Source organism: Streptomyces griseoflavus, from assembly GCF_014649995.1.
GTDB classification, from domain to species: domain Bacteria; phylum Actinomycetota; class Actinomycetes; order Streptomycetales; family Streptomycetaceae; genus Streptomyces; species Streptomyces griseoflavus.
This window is the reverse complement of sequence record NZ_BMUC01000008.1, coordinates 84,806-99,477: the sequence shown is the minus strand read 5'-3', so window position 1 is coordinate 99,477 and position 14,672 is coordinate 84,806. Positions and strand designations below refer to the sequence as shown.

The 14,672-nt window shown below is 72.6% G+C and carries 14 protein-coding genes; 4 read left to right on the top strand and 10 right to left on the bottom strand.

Annotated features, from left to right (window positions below):
• Positions 1 to 30 precede the first annotated feature (30 nt).
• Complete coding sequence (locus IE172_RS18000) at positions 31 to 234, top strand: cold-shock protein (RefSeq protein WP_003992177.1); 204 nt, start codon at positions 31 to 33, stop codon at positions 232 to 234.
• A gap of 307 nt (positions 235 to 541) precedes the next feature.
• On the top strand, positions 542 to 1,183 hold the full coding sequence (locus IE172_RS17995; RefSeq protein ID WP_190098268.1) for a class I SAM-dependent methyltransferase: 642 nt from the start codon (positions 542 to 544) through the stop codon (positions 1,181 to 1,183).
• Between the two features lies 1 nt (position 1,184).
• On the opposite strand, the gene IE172_RS17990 is transcribed toward IE172_RS17995, so the two are convergent.
• A complete protein-coding gene (locus IE172_RS17990; RefSeq protein WP_190098267.1) occupies positions 1,185 to 3,104 on the bottom strand; it encodes an AMP-dependent synthetase/ligase in 1,920 nt (639 codons plus the stop codon).
• 236 nt (positions 3,105 to 3,340) lie between these two features.
• Complete coding sequence (locus IE172_RS17985; RefSeq protein ID WP_190098266.1) at positions 3,341 to 4,627, bottom strand: acetyl-CoA C-acetyltransferase; 1,287 nt, start codon at positions 4,625 to 4,627, stop codon at positions 3,341 to 3,343.
• A gap of 109 nt (positions 4,628 to 4,736) precedes the next feature.
• On the opposite strand from IE172_RS17985, the gene IE172_RS17980 reads away from it, so the two are divergent.
• Together IE172_RS17980 and IE172_RS17975 are read left to right on the top strand one after the other, a co-directional pair.
• Positions 4,737 to 6,044, top strand: a complete 1,308-nt coding sequence (locus IE172_RS17980) for a 3-oxoacyl-ACP reductase (protein WP_190098265.1) — start codon at positions 4,737 to 4,739, stop codon at positions 6,042 to 6,044.
• A 7-nt stretch (positions 6,045 to 6,051) separates the two neighbouring features.
• Positions 6,052 to 6,918: a MaoC family dehydratase gene (locus tag IE172_RS17975; protein ID WP_190098264.1), complete on the top strand. Its 867-nt coding sequence runs from the start codon at positions 6,052 to 6,054 to the stop codon at positions 6,916 to 6,918.
• Here IE172_RS17975 and IE172_RS17970 read toward each other — a convergent pair.
• The 8 genes from IE172_RS17970 to mqnE form a co-directional block, all read right to left on the bottom strand.
• The gene (locus tag IE172_RS17970) at positions 6,888 to 7,577 is read right to left on the bottom strand and encodes a TetR/AcrR family transcriptional regulator (protein ID WP_190098263.1); all 690 of its coding nucleotides are present in this window, start codon (positions 7,575 to 7,577) and stop codon (positions 6,888 to 6,890) included. The genes IE172_RS17975 and IE172_RS17970 overlap by 31 nt on opposite strands.
• A 24-nt stretch (positions 7,578 to 7,601) precedes the next feature.
• Positions 7,602 to 8,927, bottom strand: coding sequence for an SPFH domain-containing protein (locus IE172_RS17965; RefSeq protein ID WP_190098262.1), 1,326 nt, complete (start codon positions 8,925 to 8,927; stop codon positions 7,602 to 7,604).
• A complete protein-coding gene (locus IE172_RS17960; RefSeq protein ID WP_190098261.1) occupies positions 8,924 to 10,588 on the bottom strand; it encodes an SPFH domain-containing protein in 1,665 nt (554 codons plus the stop codon). The genes IE172_RS17965 and IE172_RS17960 overlap by 4 nt, the downstream gene beginning before the upstream one ends.
• Before the next feature lie 167 nt (positions 10,589 to 10,755).
• Positions 10,756 to 12,087 (bottom strand): dicarboxylate/amino acid:cation symporter, encoded by a 1,332-nt coding sequence (locus IE172_RS17955; protein ID WP_190098462.1) that lies wholly within the window; start codon positions 12,085 to 12,087, stop codon positions 10,756 to 10,758.
• Positions 12,088 to 12,147: 60 nt separating this feature from the next.
• Positions 12,148 to 12,234: a putative leader peptide gene (locus IE172_RS35350; RefSeq protein ID WP_355929949.1), complete on the bottom strand. Its 87-nt coding sequence runs from the start codon at positions 12,232 to 12,234 to the stop codon at positions 12,148 to 12,150.
• A 166-nt stretch (positions 12,235 to 12,400) separates the two neighbouring features.
• Complete coding sequence (locus IE172_RS17950; RefSeq protein ID WP_190098260.1) at positions 12,401 to 12,715, bottom strand: DUF4229 domain-containing protein; 315 nt, start codon at positions 12,713 to 12,715, stop codon at positions 12,401 to 12,403.
• A 98-nt stretch (positions 12,716 to 12,813) separates the two neighbouring features.
• Positions 12,814 to 13,338, bottom strand: coding sequence for a GNAT family N-acetyltransferase (locus tag IE172_RS17945; RefSeq protein WP_190098259.1), 525 nt, complete (start codon positions 13,336 to 13,338; stop codon positions 12,814 to 12,816).
• A 150-nt stretch (positions 13,339 to 13,488) separates the two neighbouring features.
• Positions 13,489 to 14,652 (bottom strand): aminofutalosine synthase MqnE, encoded by a 1,164-nt coding sequence (gene mqnE / locus IE172_RS17940; RefSeq protein WP_190098258.1) that lies wholly within the window; start codon positions 14,650 to 14,652, stop codon positions 13,489 to 13,491.
• Positions 14,653 to 14,672: the final 20 nt, after the last annotated feature.

The following is a 14,672-nucleotide window of genomic DNA, read 5'->3' as shown; positions in this document are numbered from 1 at the left end:
AGGGCAACCCTTTGAGCCCAAGGAGGGCTTATGGCTACCGGAACCGTGAAGTGGTTCAACGCCGAAAAGGGCTTTGGTTTCATCGCCCAGGAAGGCGGCGGCCCCGACGTCTTCGTCCACTACTCCGCGATCAACGCGAGCGGCTTCCGCTCTCTCGAGGAGAACCAGCAGGTGTCCTTCGACGTCACGCAGGGTCCGAAGGGCCCGCAGGCGGAGAACGTCACCCCGGTCTGATCCTCCGATCCGGGAACGACTAGCAGTACCCAAGGAGCCCCGCGCCATCAGGCGACGGGGCTCCTGCCTTTCCGCCCGACCGGCCCCGCGTCACCCAGCGCGTCACCCGTCCGGCCCCATGTCCCGGCCCGCTGTGCGCCCGGACCCGCTCGGGCACGTCGGCCCGCCGTGTCCGTCCGGCGGCACCGCCGGCGTGTCGTTCACCCGGTCGCCGCGCACCCGCGACCGCGGGCGGAACACCCCCCGCGAGGCGGCGCGGCCTCGGACCGGCCGGGGCTGTCAGTGGCGGCGGACAGGGTCCCCGCCCATGACACCCACCGACGCCCACCACACCGTCGCGACCCGCACCTTCTACGACGCCGTCGCCGAGGACTACGCCGTCGCGTTCCGTGACGTCCTCGGCCGCCTGCCCCTGGACCGCGCGCTCATGGCCTGTTTCGCCGAGCTGGTCGGCACCGGAGGCCGGGTGGCCGACCTGGGCCGCGGCCCCGGGCGGGTGACCGCCCACCTGGCCTCCCTCGGCCTGTCCGTCTTCGGCCTCGACCTGTCGGAGTCCATGCTCGCGATCGCCCGCCGCGAGAACCCCGGCCTGCGCTTCGAGCAGGGCGCGATGCAGCGCCTGGACCTCCCCGACGGCGTCGTCTCCTCCTACTCCACCATCCACACCCCGGAGAAGGAGCTGCCCGCCCTCTACGCCGAGTTCCGCCGCGTGCTGACCCCCGGCGGCCACCTCCTGCTCGCCTTCCAGGCCGGTGACGAACCGCGCCGCTACGAGAGCGCCTTCGGCCACCAGGTCGCCCTCGACTTCCGGCGCATGCGCCCGGAGCGGGTCGCCGCACTCCTGGAAGCGGCCGGCTACACCCTCGTCCAGCGTTCGGTCCGCGCGGCCGGCACCGATCACGGCGAGACGCCCCCGCACGCCTTCCTCATCGCCCGCACACCGCGCTGACCTACAGGTACAGCCCCTCCACCTCCTGCGCGAAGTCCCGCAGGATCGCCTCCCGGCGCAGCTTCATCGACGGGGTCAGATGGCCCGCCTCCTCGGTGAAGTCCACCGGGAGGACGGTGAAGCGGCGGATGGACTCCGGGCGGGAGAGCATCTTGTTGGCCTCGTCGACGGCGCGCTGGACGACCGCCAGCAGCTCCTCGTCGTCGGCGACGAGTTCCGGCGGGACCGGGTGCCTGCCGTTCATCCGGCGCCAGTGGGCGACGCCGGCGGCGTCGAGGGTGACCAGGGCGGACACGTACGGGCGGTCCTCGCCGAGCACCATGACCTGGGAGATCAGGGGGTGGGAACGGAGCCAGTTCTCCAGCGGGGCGGGGGCGACGCTCTTGCCGCCCGCGGTGATGATCAGTTCCTTCTTGCGGCCGGTGATGGTGAGGTAGCCCTCGTCGTCCAGTTCACCGATGTCGCCGGTGGGGAGCCAGCCGTCGGGCGCGGCCGGGACGACCCCGCCCGCCTGGGGGTCCCAGTAGCCGCGCAGCACGTGCTCGCCGCCGAGCAGGATCTCGCCGTCGGCCGCGATGCGGATCCGCGTGCCGGGCAGCGGCCAGCCCACGGTGCCCAGACGGGGCTTGAGCGGGGGCGTCACCGTCGAGGCGCCGGTGGTCTCCGTCAGGCCGTACCCCTCGAAGATCTCGATCCCGGCGCCGGCGTAGAAGGCGCCGAGGCGGCGGCCGAGCGGGGAGCCGCCGCAGATGGCGTACCGGACCCTGCCGCCCATGGCGTTGCGGATCCTGCGGTAGACCAGCGGGTCGTAGAGGGCACGGGCCGCCTTCAGGGCGCGGGACGGGCCGGGGCCGGCCCCGGTCTGCCTCTCCTCGACGGCCTCCCCGTAGCGGCGGGCCACCGACGCCGCGCGGTCGAAGGTCGCGGCCCGTCCGCCCGACTCGGCCTTCGCACGGGCGGAGTTGAAGACCTTCTCCAGCATGTACGGGATGGTCAGCAGACAGGTCGGCCGGAAGCTCGCCAGGTCCGGCAGCAGGTCCTCGGCGGCCAGGCTCGGCGCGTGGCCGAGCCGGACCCGGGCGCGCACGCAGGCGACGGCGACCATGCGGCCGAAGACGTGCGACAGGGGCAGGAAGAGCAGCACGGAGGCCTCTTCGCCGGTCCGGGCCTTGAAGATGGGGTAGAGCAGCTCGATGGCGTTGTCCACCTCGGCGAAGAAGTTGCCGTGGGTGAGGGCGCAGCCCTTGGGGCGGCCGGTCGTGCCCGAGGTGTAGACGAGGGTGGCGAGGGTGTCGGGGACCAGCATGCCCCGGCGCACCTCGACCTCGGCGTCGGGGAGGTGGGTGCCCGCTTCCGCCAGGGCGTCGACGTGCCCCTTCTCCATGGTCCACACCCGTCGCAGGTCTGGCAGGTGCGGGAGTTCGGGGCCGATGGCGGCGGCCTGGCCGGCGGTCTCGGTGATCAGCGCGACCGCGCCGGAGTCGTGCAGGATCCAGCGGGCCTGGAAGACGGACGAGGTGGGGTAGACGGGGACGGTGACCAGTCCGGCCGCCCAGGCGGCGAAGTCGAGGACCGTCCACTCGTAGACGGTGCGGGCCATGACGGCGATCCGGTCCCCCGGCGCCAGCCCTTCGGCGATCAGGCCCTTGGCGACCGCCAGGACCTCGGCGGCGAATCCCTTCGCCGTCACGTCCCGCCAGCCGCCGTCGGCCGCTTTCCGGCTGAGGACCACCGCGTCCGGTGCCGTGCTCGCGTTGTCGAAGGGCAGGTCGGCGAGCGATCCGTGCCGCACCGGCTTGGCGAACGGCGCCATGGACGCCTCCCGCACGACTCCGTCCAGCCGCCGGATCTCCGGCTCGACCAGGACGGGCGCTCCGTAGACGTCGTCGTCGAGAGCGGTGGAGGAATGCGCGGGTGACACGGGCGGCTCCTGGGGCGTGCGGTGCGGCGGCTCGGTGCCACGACATACGTGCCTCGCACGCCGAGGCGCTCATCGGTGGCTTCCGGCGAGGGGGCGGCACCGGTCGGTGCCGGGATCGTACGGCGGTGACGTGGGGAGTCTGTGCGGGTACGGCGGTGGTACGGAGCCGGGGCTGTGCAGTGTCGGGGGTTGTGTGAGGGGCACTCACGTTCGTCCCCCGCGCGCCCCGAGCGGGCTCACGGGCGTTCCAGGATCGCCGTCACCCCCTGCCCGCCGGCCGCGCAGACGGAGATGAGGCCCCGGCCGGGGGCGTTCCGTTCGGCGAGGAGGGCGGCCAGCGTCGCCACGATGCGGGCGCCCGTGGCGGCGAAGGGGTGGCCGGTGGCCAGGGAGGAGCCGGCCACGTTCAGGCGGGCGCGGTCGACGGGCGCCAGGCCCCGCTTCTCCCAGGCCGCGAGCGTGGCCAGCACCTGGGAGGCGAACGCCTCGTGCACCTCGATCAGGTCGAAGTCCGCCAGGCCGAGCCCGGCCCGCTCCAGCATGCGCGGGACCGCGTACGCGGGCGCCATCAGCAGGCCGTCCTCGCCGTCGGCGACGTCCCCGTGCACGAAGTCCACGGCGGCCGTCTCGTGGGCGGTGAGGTAGGCGAGCGGTTCCACGCCCCGTTCCTCGGCCCACTCCTCGCTCGCCAGCAGGACGAGGGCGGAGCCGTCGGTGAGCGGGGTCGAATTGCCCGCCGTCATGGTCGGGTCGGGCCGGTCGAGGCCGAACACGGGCTTGAGCGAGGCGAGTTTCTCCACCGTGGAGCCGGGGCGCAGGTTCTGGTCGCGGTCCAGGCCCCGGAACGGCACCACCAGGTCCTTCATGAGGCCGCGTTCGTACGCCGCGGCCAGCCGCTGGTGGCTGGCCGCCGCCAGTTCGTCCTGGGCCTCGCGGGTGATGCCCCAGGCGCGGGCGGTGACCGCCGCGTGCTCGCCCATGGACAGGCCGGTGCGCGGCTCGGCGTTGCGCGGGATGTCGGGGACGAGGTGCCGGGGTCGCACCTTCGCCAGCGCCTTGAGCCGGGCGCCGGGGGACTTCGCCCGCCGCGCCTCCAGCAGCACCTTGCGCAGGTCGTCGTTGACGCCGAGAGGTGCGTCGCTCGTGGTGTCGGCGCCGCCCGCGATCGCGGCCTCGGTCTGGCCGAGGGCGATCTTGTTGACGGCGGCGACGACCGCCTGGAGGCCGGTGCCGCAGGCCTGCTGGATGTCGTAGGCGGGGGTGCGGGCGTCGAGCCGGGAGCCGAGGACGGTCTCCCGGGCGAGGTTGAAGTCACGGCTGTGCTTGAGGACCGCCCCGGCGACCACCTCCCCCACCGCGCCGGGCGCCCGCAGTGCGTACCGCTCGACCAGGCCGTCGAGCGCGGCGGTGAGCATCTCCTGGTTGGAGGCGGTGGCGTAGGGGCCGTCGGACCGGGCGAAGGGGACACGGCTGCCGCCGATGACCGCGACGCGCCGGACGGCGGCCGGCTTCAGGGTGCTCATCTCGACCTGCTCCTCACCGGTGACATAGGATTACCTCCGGTAACCTTACTCCAGAGTAAGGCCGCTGGGAGCAAGCAGGGCAAGGACCGCACGCACGGAGGAGTCCCCCATGGCCGACCGCTACCTGAGCTTCACGGGCACCCCGCCCGGCCGCTTCCTGACGCGCCGCCTGGGCCTCCCCCAGCCCGCGCCGCTGCGCCGCTGGTCGGCCGACCGGCCGTCCCTGGACGGCGGCCTGCTCCACCTCACGGCCGGGAAGTCCGACCTCGCCCTCGCCCCCGTGCTCGCCCGCACCGGGCTCGACCCCGACGACGCCACCGGACGGCCCGCCGCGGTGGTCCTGGACGCGAGCGGGGTGCGCGACGTCGAAGGGCTCGCCGAGGTGCACGCGGCGCTCCGCCCCGTCCTGCGGTCGGTCGCCGCGAGCGGCAGGATCGTGGTGCTCGGCGCCCCGCTCGACCCCGACGACCACCATCAGGCCGCCGCCCAGCAGGCGTTGGAGGGCTTCACCCGTTCCCTCGGCAAGGAGACCGGCGGGGGCAGGACCGTGAACCTGGTCCGCCTCACCGACGCCGACGCCGCCGAGTCCACCCTGCGTTTCCTGCTCTCCCCCAAGTCGGCCTACGTCAGCGGCCAGGTCATCGAGACCGGCGCGCGCGAGCCCGCCGCCCCGCACGACGCCGACCGCCCCCTCGCCGGCCGCACCGCCCTGGTCACCGGCGCCGCGCGCGGCATCGGCGAGGCGGTCGCCGAGACCCTGGCCCGGGACGGCGCCAAGGTGGTCGTCCTCGACGTGCCGCAGGCGGAACAGGACGCCCGCCGCGTCGCCGAACGGCTGGACGGCATCGCCCTCCCCCTCGACATCACCGCCGCCGACGCGGGCGACCGGATCGCCGGGGCCCTCCCCGACGGCCTCGACGTGCTCGTCCACAACGCGGGCGTCACCCGTGACCGCCGCCTGGTCAACATGCCCGCCGAGCGCTGGAGTTCGGTGCTGGAGGTGAACCTGGCGAGCGTGCTGCGCACGACCGACGCGCTGCTCGCCGCCGGCGCCGTGAAGCGCGGCGGGCGGATCGTGGCGACGGCCTCCATCGCGGGGATCGCCGGGAACGCCGGACAGACCAACTACGGGGCGTCCAAGGCCGGGATCACCGGCCTGGTCCGCTCCCTCGCCCCGCGCGCGCTCGCCGGGCACGGCGTGACGGTGAACGCGGTGGCGCCGGGCTTCATCGAGACGAGGATGACGGCCGCCGTCCCGCTGTTCATCCGTGAGGCGGGACGCCGGATGAACTCCCTCGCCCAGGGCGGACTCCCCTGCGACGTCGCCGAGACCACCGCCTGGCTCGCCCACCCCGCCTCCGGCGCGGTGAACGGACAGGTCGTACGGGTCTGCGGCCAGAGCCTGCTGGGGGCGTGAGCCCTCCATGACGACCCCGCCCACCCTCGAACTCTCCGGGCCCCCCGCCCTCGCGCCGCTCCTCACCCGGGGCGCCCTGCTGTCACCCCTCAAACGGCCGCGCCCCGACGCCGGCCACCCCCGCACCCGGCTCGTCCTGCCCGGCCTGCGCGTCGACCCCGGCCGGCTCGCCGCCTACGAGCGGGTGTGCGGCTTCCCCACCGGCGCGCACACGCTGCCGGTGACGTACCCGCACGTGCTGGGCTTCCCGCTCGCCATGCGGCTGATGAGCGCACGGGACTTCCCGCTGCCGCTGCTGGGCCTCGTCCACACGTCGATACGGATCACCCGGCACCGCGCGACACCGACCGCCGGCGCCTACGACCTGACGGTGCACGTCGACGGCCTGGCCCCGCACCGGCGCGGCACGGAGGCCGCCGTGGTCACCGCGCTGCGGTCCGGCGGGGAGGCCGTGTGGGAGTCACGGAGCACCTATCTGGCCCGGCACCGGGTCTCCGGCCGGCACCGCGGTGGTCCGGGCGTCCCCGGGGAGACGCGGGAGGACCGCCCGGATCTTCCCGCGCTCGCCGAGTGGCGGCTGCCCGGTGACCTCGGCCGGCGCTACGGAGCCGCGTCCGGCGACCGCAACCCCATCCACCTGTACCCGTTCACCGCCCGCCTCTTCGGCTTCCCCCGCGCCATCGCGCACGGCATGTGGACCGTCGCCCGCTGCCTCGCCGCGCACGGCACCCCGGACGCTGCCGAGGTCCGCGCGGACTTCAGGAAGCCCGTGCCGCTGCCGGGCACGGTGACGTACGCGGCGCGGGACGGACGCTTCGAGCTGCGCGGCTCCGGCGACCGCGTTCACCTCACCGGCGAGGTCCGCCCGGCCTGAGCGTCGGGGGCGTCGCCGTCCTCGGGCGGGGACCAGTGGCGGCCCGCCATCAGGTCGCCGAGCCCCGCCCAGGCGAAGTTCATCAGGGTGGCCGCCGACTGCCGGGCCGTGACGCCGGAGGTGGTGTTGGCCCAGTCGGCGAGCGACTCGGCGGCCCCGACCAGGGCCTCCGCGAGCCCGGAGACCTCCCGCTCGGGGAAGTCGGGGTCCCGGTGGGCCTCACGGGCGGCGGCGAGGATGAGCTGCGTCACGAACGCCACGATCTCCGCGCGCATCGCGGCGACCTCGGCGGCGAACACCTCGCCGTGCGTCCGCGCCTGGAGGTGCAGCACCGCCCAGCCGTCGGGGTGCCGGGCGGTGTGTGTGAAGAACGCCGTGAGGCCCGACCAGAGCTGGCGGTCCGCCGGCAGCTCCGGCCGGGCTCCCGCACGGACCGCCTCGGTGAGGGCCTCCGCCTCCCGCCGGATGCAGGCGGTGAACAGGTCCTCCTTGGAATTCAGGTACAGGTACACCAACGGCTTGGACACGCCCGCCAGTTCGGCGATCTCGTCCATCGACGCCGCCATGTACCCCCGCTGTCCGAAGGTCCGTACGGCTGCGTCCAGCATCTGCTGTTCACGGACCGCACGCGGCATCCGCTTCGTCTTCACGGCACCCATGGGACAACAGAGTACGGTCCGCCGCTACCGCGGGTCGTGGCCGCCGTCGTCCGCCCGCCCCATCAGGTCACCGAGGGCCGGCCGGTCGCCCGCCGTCAGCCGCGGCAGCAGCTGCGCGGTGAACAGCGTGGACAGCGCCGAGGTGTCGGTGCCGCCGTCGGTGCGCACCACCACCGGCTGCGGGGCCTTCCCCGCGAGTCCGGCGCCCACCTCCAGGCGGCGGCGGGCCAGCTCGTACTGGAGCACCGCCCGGTTGTCCCGGTAGGCCTTGGCCAGGGCGCGCTGGGCGCGGGCCTCGTTCTCGGCGGCGATCAGTCCGCTGCGGCCGCGCGTCTCGATCTCGAACCGCACCCGCTGGGCCTCGGTCTCCTGCCTCTCCAGCAGCTGCGCGACCTCCTCACGGGCCCGGTTCAGCGCGGCCTTCACCTCGACGATCCGGGCGTCGCGCACCTTCTTGGCCCGTTCGATGTCCATGCCGAGGCTGTCGATGCGCCGCTTGCGGGTCAGGCCCCACTCCTGCTCGTAGGCGTGGCGCTCCTTGGCGATCCGCTCCCGGGTGGCCAGGTGCTGCTGGTACTGCGTGGGCAGCTGCACGTCGGGGATGTTGCAGCCGGTGATGCGCACGCCGTAGCCGGACAGCTGCCGGTTCAGCAGTTCCTGCATGTCGGCCACGTCCGAGCCGCGCAGGTCGTAGGCGCGCTCGGTGCGCATCTGCCGGGCCCGCTGCCGGATCGCGTCCTGTACGGCGCTGGACAGCACCAGGTCGAAGTTGCCCGCGCCGATGGTGCGGACGAACAGCACCGCGTCGGTGATGCGGAACTTCAGGAAGAACTCGATCGAGCGCAGCGGCACGTTCTCCCGCGTGGGGCAGGCCATGACCGGCGCCGAGTAGGGGATCTCGGTGGCCGTGTCGACGACGAAGTCGACCCGCGACCAGGGGTGCCACAGGTAGTGCCGGCCGGCGTCGAGCGTGCGGGTGACGGCGCCGTAGCGGGTCAGCACGCCGTGGGTGCCCTGCTCGATCTCGACGATCGAGGAGCGCCACCACCACAGCGCGCCGATCAGCAGCAGCACCGCGCCGCACGTGTAGGAGAGGCCGGCCGGCGCGCCGTGGGCGACGCCGGCCGCCCCGTCGGATCCGGCCTCCTTCAGCGACAGCATCACGCCGGTCAGCAGGGCGTACGCGCCGAGCCACAGCGGCAGCATCCACCACAGCCGCTGCCGGTGACGCGGGATGATCACGGGGATGAGGGTGTCGGCCTCGCCGCCGCGCAGCAGCCGGGCGATGTCGCTCCAGGGGGCGACCGCCTCGGAGATGACCGAACGGCGGTGGAAACGGGCGGAGCTCACCTCTGGGCCTCCTCGGCGGACTCGGACAGGTCTGCGGCCGCGGCTGCCACGGGCTCGTCGCCCGCCGCCGCGCCCTCGGGCATCTGCGGCACCGTGGGCCGCTCGGCCGCCAGCAGCGCGCCGATCTCCTCCTCGCGGGCGGCGATCCGCTCCGTCACCTCCGCCAGCCGGCCCCGTACGTCGGCCATGTCCGCGTCGGTGAACAGCTCGGCCCCGCGCTCGCCGATCAGCTCCCGGGCCAGTTGGAGGAAGTCGATGCCGGCCGCGCCGGTGCCGTCCACGCCGCCGATGCGCACCAGCCGGGGCAGGTGGTCGGCGACCTGCTCCAGGGTGTCGAGCACCTGCTGCTGGTAGCGGTACTCGAGGATCTCCGGGGCCTGCGCCGCGGTCACCGCGCGGATGTCGAGGGCCTGCGCCTCCAGCAGCGCCGCGTTGGCCTTGGCCTCCGACTCGGCCTGCACGTAGCGCTGGCGGGCCAGCGCCTCGGCGCGGTTGGTCTCGCGCTCCACGGCGGTGTCCATCTGCGCCTGGTACTGGGCGATGTCGGCCTGGATCGCGGAGAGCGTCTCCTGGCTGGAGGCGAGCTCCCGGGTCAGGTCGCCCTCGTCCTGCTCCTTGCGCAGCTGGAGCGCGTACTCGTGGGTGTACGCCTCCTTGGCCACGCGCACCATCTCGGGGGCGGCGAGGTCCATCCGGTAGCGCCGGTCCGAGGGCTCGGCGTGCGTGATGTTGGCGTTGGTCAGCTCCACCGCGGGCCGGAACTGCTGGTTGAGCTGCTCCAGCAGGCGGCCGCTGTCCTCACCGACCATGTCGTAGATGCCGGACGCCTCCTGCTCGTAGATCAGGCTGCGGATGGTCTCGCTGACGGCGTTGCCGAGCTTCTCCTCGAATCCGCGCACGGCGCCGAGGGTGTAGACGAACTCGACCGGGTCGCTGATCCGGAACTGGATGAACAGGTCGATGGACGCCTTCACCCCGCCCTTGGTCGGGGCCTCCCGCACCGGTGCGTTGAACGGGTACTCACGGGTGGTGTTGACGATGTACGACACCCGCTTCCACGGGCTCAGCAGGGTGACCCGGCCGGGTCCGACGACCTTCTCCAGCTTGCCGAACCGGGTGATCATCGCCTGGCAGCCGTCCGGAACCATGACCAGACCCTGCCGCCACCACACGAACGCGACGGCGGCGAGCGCGATGATCCAGTAGTGCGGGCCGAACAGGGGGTCGGTGAGCGAGTCTCCCCCGGTCGCCGACACCACCGAGGTGCCCACGACGCCGATCACCAGCAGCGACAGCACCGGCAGCATGGACAGCAGGGAGCGGCCCCTGGGCATCACCATGGGGCAGATGGCGTGCACCACCTCGCCGTTCTCGCGCAGCTGCTCGCTGCGGCCGAGCGCTTCCCCGGCCTCGTCCAGCGGGACCGTCTTCTGCCGCATGACGGTGTCGACGGAACTCCCGTCCTGTTCCCGGGCCGCCGGGAAGTCGGCGGGGTCCATGCCCTCGCCGTCGGCCGCCTGGCGTCCGCCCTGCTCACCGCCGGAGCCCGCGCCGCCGCCGACGCGGCGGCGCAGCTCGTCCTGGGCCGCCGCCCGCGGATCGGTGCCGGAGGCGACCGCCCCGACGACATTGCGTAGGCTCTGCGCCCGCGTACGTGCCACGGGTTCCCCCTTCGCGTGTGGTGCTGACCCTGCCGGATCACCCCTGTGACTGATGTGGTTCCCGTGATTCCACACCAGGGCGCGGACAGCGGTAAGGGGCGCTCCCAGCAACGGTCACCTGCCGGTGGTTGCCGGGAAACGCCCCTTCGTCCGTGACGGGGAGGCCGTCAGGCCGCCGCGGGCACCCGCTGCGGCTCGTCGGCGGGAGTGCCGCCGGCGGGGGTCTCGTCGACCGGGGAGGAGTGGACGGAGCCGTACGCCGTGCGGTCGAGCAGTCCCTCACGGGCGGAGACGATCACGGGGATCAGGGCCTGTCCGGCGACGTTGGTCGCCGTGCGGATCATGTCCACGATCGGGTCGATGGCCAGCAGCAGGCCGACGCCCTCCATGGGCAGGCCCAGGGTGGAGAGGGTGAGGGTGAGCATGACCGTGGCGCCGGTCAGGCCGGCCGTGGCGGCGGAGCCCACGACCGAGACGAACGCGATCAGCAGGTAGTCGCCGAGGCCCAGCTGGATGCCGAAGATCTGCGCGACGAAGATCGCGGCGATGGCCGGGTAGACGGCGGCGCAGCCGTCCATCTTGGTCGTCGCCCCGAACGGGACGGCGAAGGAGGCGTACTCCTTCGGCACGCCGAGACGCTCGGTGACCTTCTGCGTCAGCGGCATGGTGCCGACGGACGAGCGGGAGACGAAGGCGAGCTGGATCGCCGGCCAGGCGCCCTTGAAGAACTGCACGGGGTTGGCCTTGGCGACGCCCGCCAGCAGCGCCGGGTAGACACCGAAGAGCACGATGAGGCAGCCGACGTAGATGTCGGCGGTGAAGGTGGCGTACTTGCCGATGAGGTCCCAGCCGTAGGTGGCGATGGCGTTGCCGATGAGGCCCACCGTGCCGAGCGGGGCGAGGCGGATGACCCACCACAGGGCCTTCTGGAGGAGTTCGAGGACGGACTCGCTCAGGGTGAGGATCGGCTGGGCCTTCTCGCCGAGCTGGAGGGCGGCGACGCCGGCGACGGCGGCCATGAAGACGATCTGCAGGACGTTCAGTTCGGTGAACGGCGTGATGACGTCGGTCGGCACGATGCCGGTGAGGAAGTCGATCCAGGAGCCGGTCTTCTCCGGCGCCGCACCGTCGGCCGGGGTGAGGCCGGTGCCCGCGCCCGGGTTGGTGACGAGGCCGATGACCAGGCCGATCGCCACCGCGATCAGCGAGGTGATCATGAACCAGAGGAGGGTGCGCGAGGCCAGCCGGGCCGCGTTGTTGACCTTCCGCAGGTTGGTGATGGAGACCAGGATCGCGAAGAAGACCAGCGGGGCGACGGCGAGCTTCAGCAGGCCGACGAAGGTGCCGCCGACCTTCTCCAGGGTGGTGACCAGCCAGGAGACGTCCTGGCTGCGGGCGAGCCAGCCGAGCAGGACGCCCAGCACGAGGCCGGCGAGTATCTGGGCCCAGAAGGGCGCGCGCAGGGACGGCTTGGACTGCGTGTTCGTGGACACGGAGATGCTCCGGTAAGGGGACGCGTGGGGAATGTGGCGCGGACTCGGGGCGCGGCAGGGCCGCCGTCAGTGACGACAGGTCGCGGAGGTGACCCGGCAGAGGTCCACGTGCAGGCGCGCCACGAGCGGAACACTCCGGGGCGTGGGGAACACGGCTGCTGACTTCACCAGAGGACCGTAACACCAGAGCTTTGAGATCCTCAAAGCCTTGCTTTGACAGGCGCGGGCCCGGACACATCCACACAACGCAAAGCGCCCCGGGTCACCAGGGGATTCCTGGTTCCGGGGCGCCGACGTGCGTGAGCGGCTGTGACGGACGTTACGAGGTCTGGCCCTGGGCCTGGCCCTGCTGCGCGCGTGCGGAGTCGTCGGCCGCGTCCTCCTGGTTGCGGTCGGCCTCCAGCTTGGCCTTGGCCCGGTCCATCCGGCGCACGATGCCCTCGGAGGCCCGGTCCCGCTCCTTGCGGAGCACGACGAGGCTGATCGGGGCGGAGATCAGCATCGCGAGCAGGATGATCCACAGGCCGTTGGAGTCACCCAGGCCGCGCGGGGCGAGGCCGGAGTAGACGAGACCCCAGACGACCACGAGGCAGCCCGCGAAGATCCCGAGGCGCATCAGCGTGTAGCGGAGCATCTCATCCACTTCTTCCCTGCGTACGGTCAGAACGCCCCAAAGGGACGTCCGTCCAGTGAAGCACGGCCGGGCGTCGATCTTTCAGCGGGGTACGGACCTCACGCGAGCGGCAGCAGCATGATGACATCGTCCCGGTCGTCGCCGGGGGCCACGCGGATGGCGTCCGGGACCCGGCCGACCTCCTTGTAGCCGCAGGAGGCGTAGAAGCGCTCCAGGCCGAGGCCGCCGCGGCAGGTGAGCCGGATCGCCTCGACGCCGTCGAGGGTGCGGGCTGCCTCCTCGGCGGCGGCGAGCAGGTCACGGCCGTACCCCCGGCCCTGGTGGCGGGGGTGGACCATCACCGTGTAGAGCCAGATCCAGTGGGTCATCAGACGGTGCGTGTTGAGGGTGAGGAACGCCGTGGCGGCCACCCGCCCCTCCTCGTCGTGCCCGACGAGCAGCCGGGAGCGCCCCTCGGCCATCGCCACCAGCTGCCGCACCAGTTCGGGCCGGATCTCGTCCGTCGTCACGGGCGGCACGAAACCGACCGCCCCGCCCGCGTCGGTGACGTCGGCCCACAGGTCGAGGATGCCGTCGCGGAGTTCGGGGGTGACCACGGGATCGAAGGTGAAGGTAAGGGGCATGGATCGAATATACCTATTACCTCAGGGGGCGCGCAGCGGATTTCCCCGCGCCCGAGGGGCGGCGCGGGGAACCGCGCGAACAGCTTTCACGCAGCCGCGGCCGACCACCTCCCAGGGGGCGGCAGCCCCCTGGGAGCGGCGGAACCCCCTTCAGACGCGCATCGGCTGCGGCGACTCCCGGCGCGCCGGGTCCGGACCGTCGTACTCCCGGATGACCTCGTAGCGCGTGTTGCGCTCCACCGGCCGGAACCCGGCGTCCCTGATCAGGTCCAGCAGGTCCTCGCGCGTCAGCTTGTTCGGCGTGCCGAAGTCGTCCGCGTCGTGCGTGATCTTGTACTCGACGACCGAGCCGTCCATGTCGTCCGCACCGTGCTGGAGGGCGAGCTGCGCCGTGTGCACCCCGTGCATCACCCAGAACACCTTGACGTGCGGCACGTTGTCGAACAGCAGCCGCGACACGGCGAACGTCTTCAGCGCCTCCGCCCCGGTCGCCATCTGCGTCCGCGCCTGGAGCCGGTTGCGTACCTTGCCGTCCTTCATGTCCACGAAGTCGTGCTGGTAGCGCAGCGGGATGAAGACCTGGAAGCCGCCGGTCTCGTCCTGGAGCTCGCGCAGCCTGAGGACGTGGTCCACCCGGTGGCGGGGCTCCTCGATGTGCCCGTACAGCATGGTGCACGGGGTCCTGAGCCCCTTCTCGTGCGCCAGCCGGTGGATGCGCGACCAGTCCTCCCAGTGGGTGCGGTGGTCGACGATGTGCTGCCGCACCTCCCAGTCGAAGATCTCCGCGCCGCCGCCGGTGAGGGACTCCAGACCGGCGTCGATCAACTCGTCGAGGATCTCCGAGGCGGACATGCCGGAGATGGTCTCGAAGTGGTGGATCTCGGTGGCGGTGAACGCCTTGAGCGAGACGTCCGGCAGCGCCGCCTTCAGCTCCCGCAGCGAGCGCGGGTAGTAGCGCCACGGCAGGTTGGGGTGCAGTCCGTTGACGATGTGCAGTTCGGTGAGGTTCTCCGACTCCATCGCCTTGGCGAGCTTCACCGCCTCCTCGATGCGCATCGTGTAGGCGTCCTTCTCCCCCGGCTTGCGCTGGAAGGAGCAGTAGGCGCAGGAGGCGGTGCACACGTTGGTCATGTTGAGGTGGCGGTTGACGTTGAAGTGCACGACGTCGCCGTTGAGCCGCGTCCGCACCTCGTGCGCCAGCCCGCCCAGCCAGGCCAGGTCGTCCGACTCGTACAGCGCGATGCCGTCCTCACGGGTCAGGCGTTCGCCCGCCCTGACCTTCTGCTCCAGCTCGCGCTTGAGCCCGACGTCCATGCCGTCCCTCTTTTCCTCGA

What these genes read in the sequence shown, in the direction of transcription:
- IE172_RS17970 (WP_190098263.1), bottom strand. Translation starts at nt 7,577, where the DNA reads ATGGGTGCCGTGAAGACGAAGCGGATGCCGCGTGCGGTCCGTGAACAG.
- IE172_RS17980 (WP_190098265.1), top strand. Translation starts at nt 4,737, where the DNA reads ATGGCCGACCGCTACCTGAGCTTCACGGGCACCCCGCCCGGCCGCTTC.
- IE172_RS17985 (WP_190098266.1), bottom strand. Translation starts at nt 4,627, where the DNA reads ATGAGCACCCTGAAGCCGGCCGCCGTCCGGCGCGTCGCGGTCATCGGC.
- IE172_RS17995 (WP_190098268.1), top strand. Translation starts at nt 542, where the DNA reads ATGACACCCACCGACGCCCACCACACCGTCGCGACCCGCACCTTCTAC.
- IE172_RS17945 (WP_190098259.1), bottom strand. Translation starts at nt 13,338, where the DNA reads ATGCCCCTTACCTTCACCTTCGATCCCGTGGTCACCCCCGAACTCCGC.
- IE172_RS18000 (WP_003992177.1), top strand. Translation starts at nt 31, where the DNA reads ATGGCTACCGGAACCGTGAAGTGGTTCAACGCCGAAAAGGGCTTTGGT.
- mqnE (WP_190098258.1), bottom strand. Translation starts at nt 14,652, where the DNA reads ATGGACGTCGGGCTCAAGCGCGAGCTGGAGCAGAAGGTCAGGGCGGGC.
- IE172_RS17975 (WP_190098264.1), top strand. Translation starts at nt 6,052, where the DNA reads ATGACGACCCCGCCCACCCTCGAACTCTCCGGGCCCCCCGCCCTCGCG.
- IE172_RS17950 (WP_190098260.1), bottom strand. Translation starts at nt 12,715, where the DNA reads ATGCTCCGCTACACGCTGATGCGCCTCGGGATCTTCGCGGGCTGCCTC.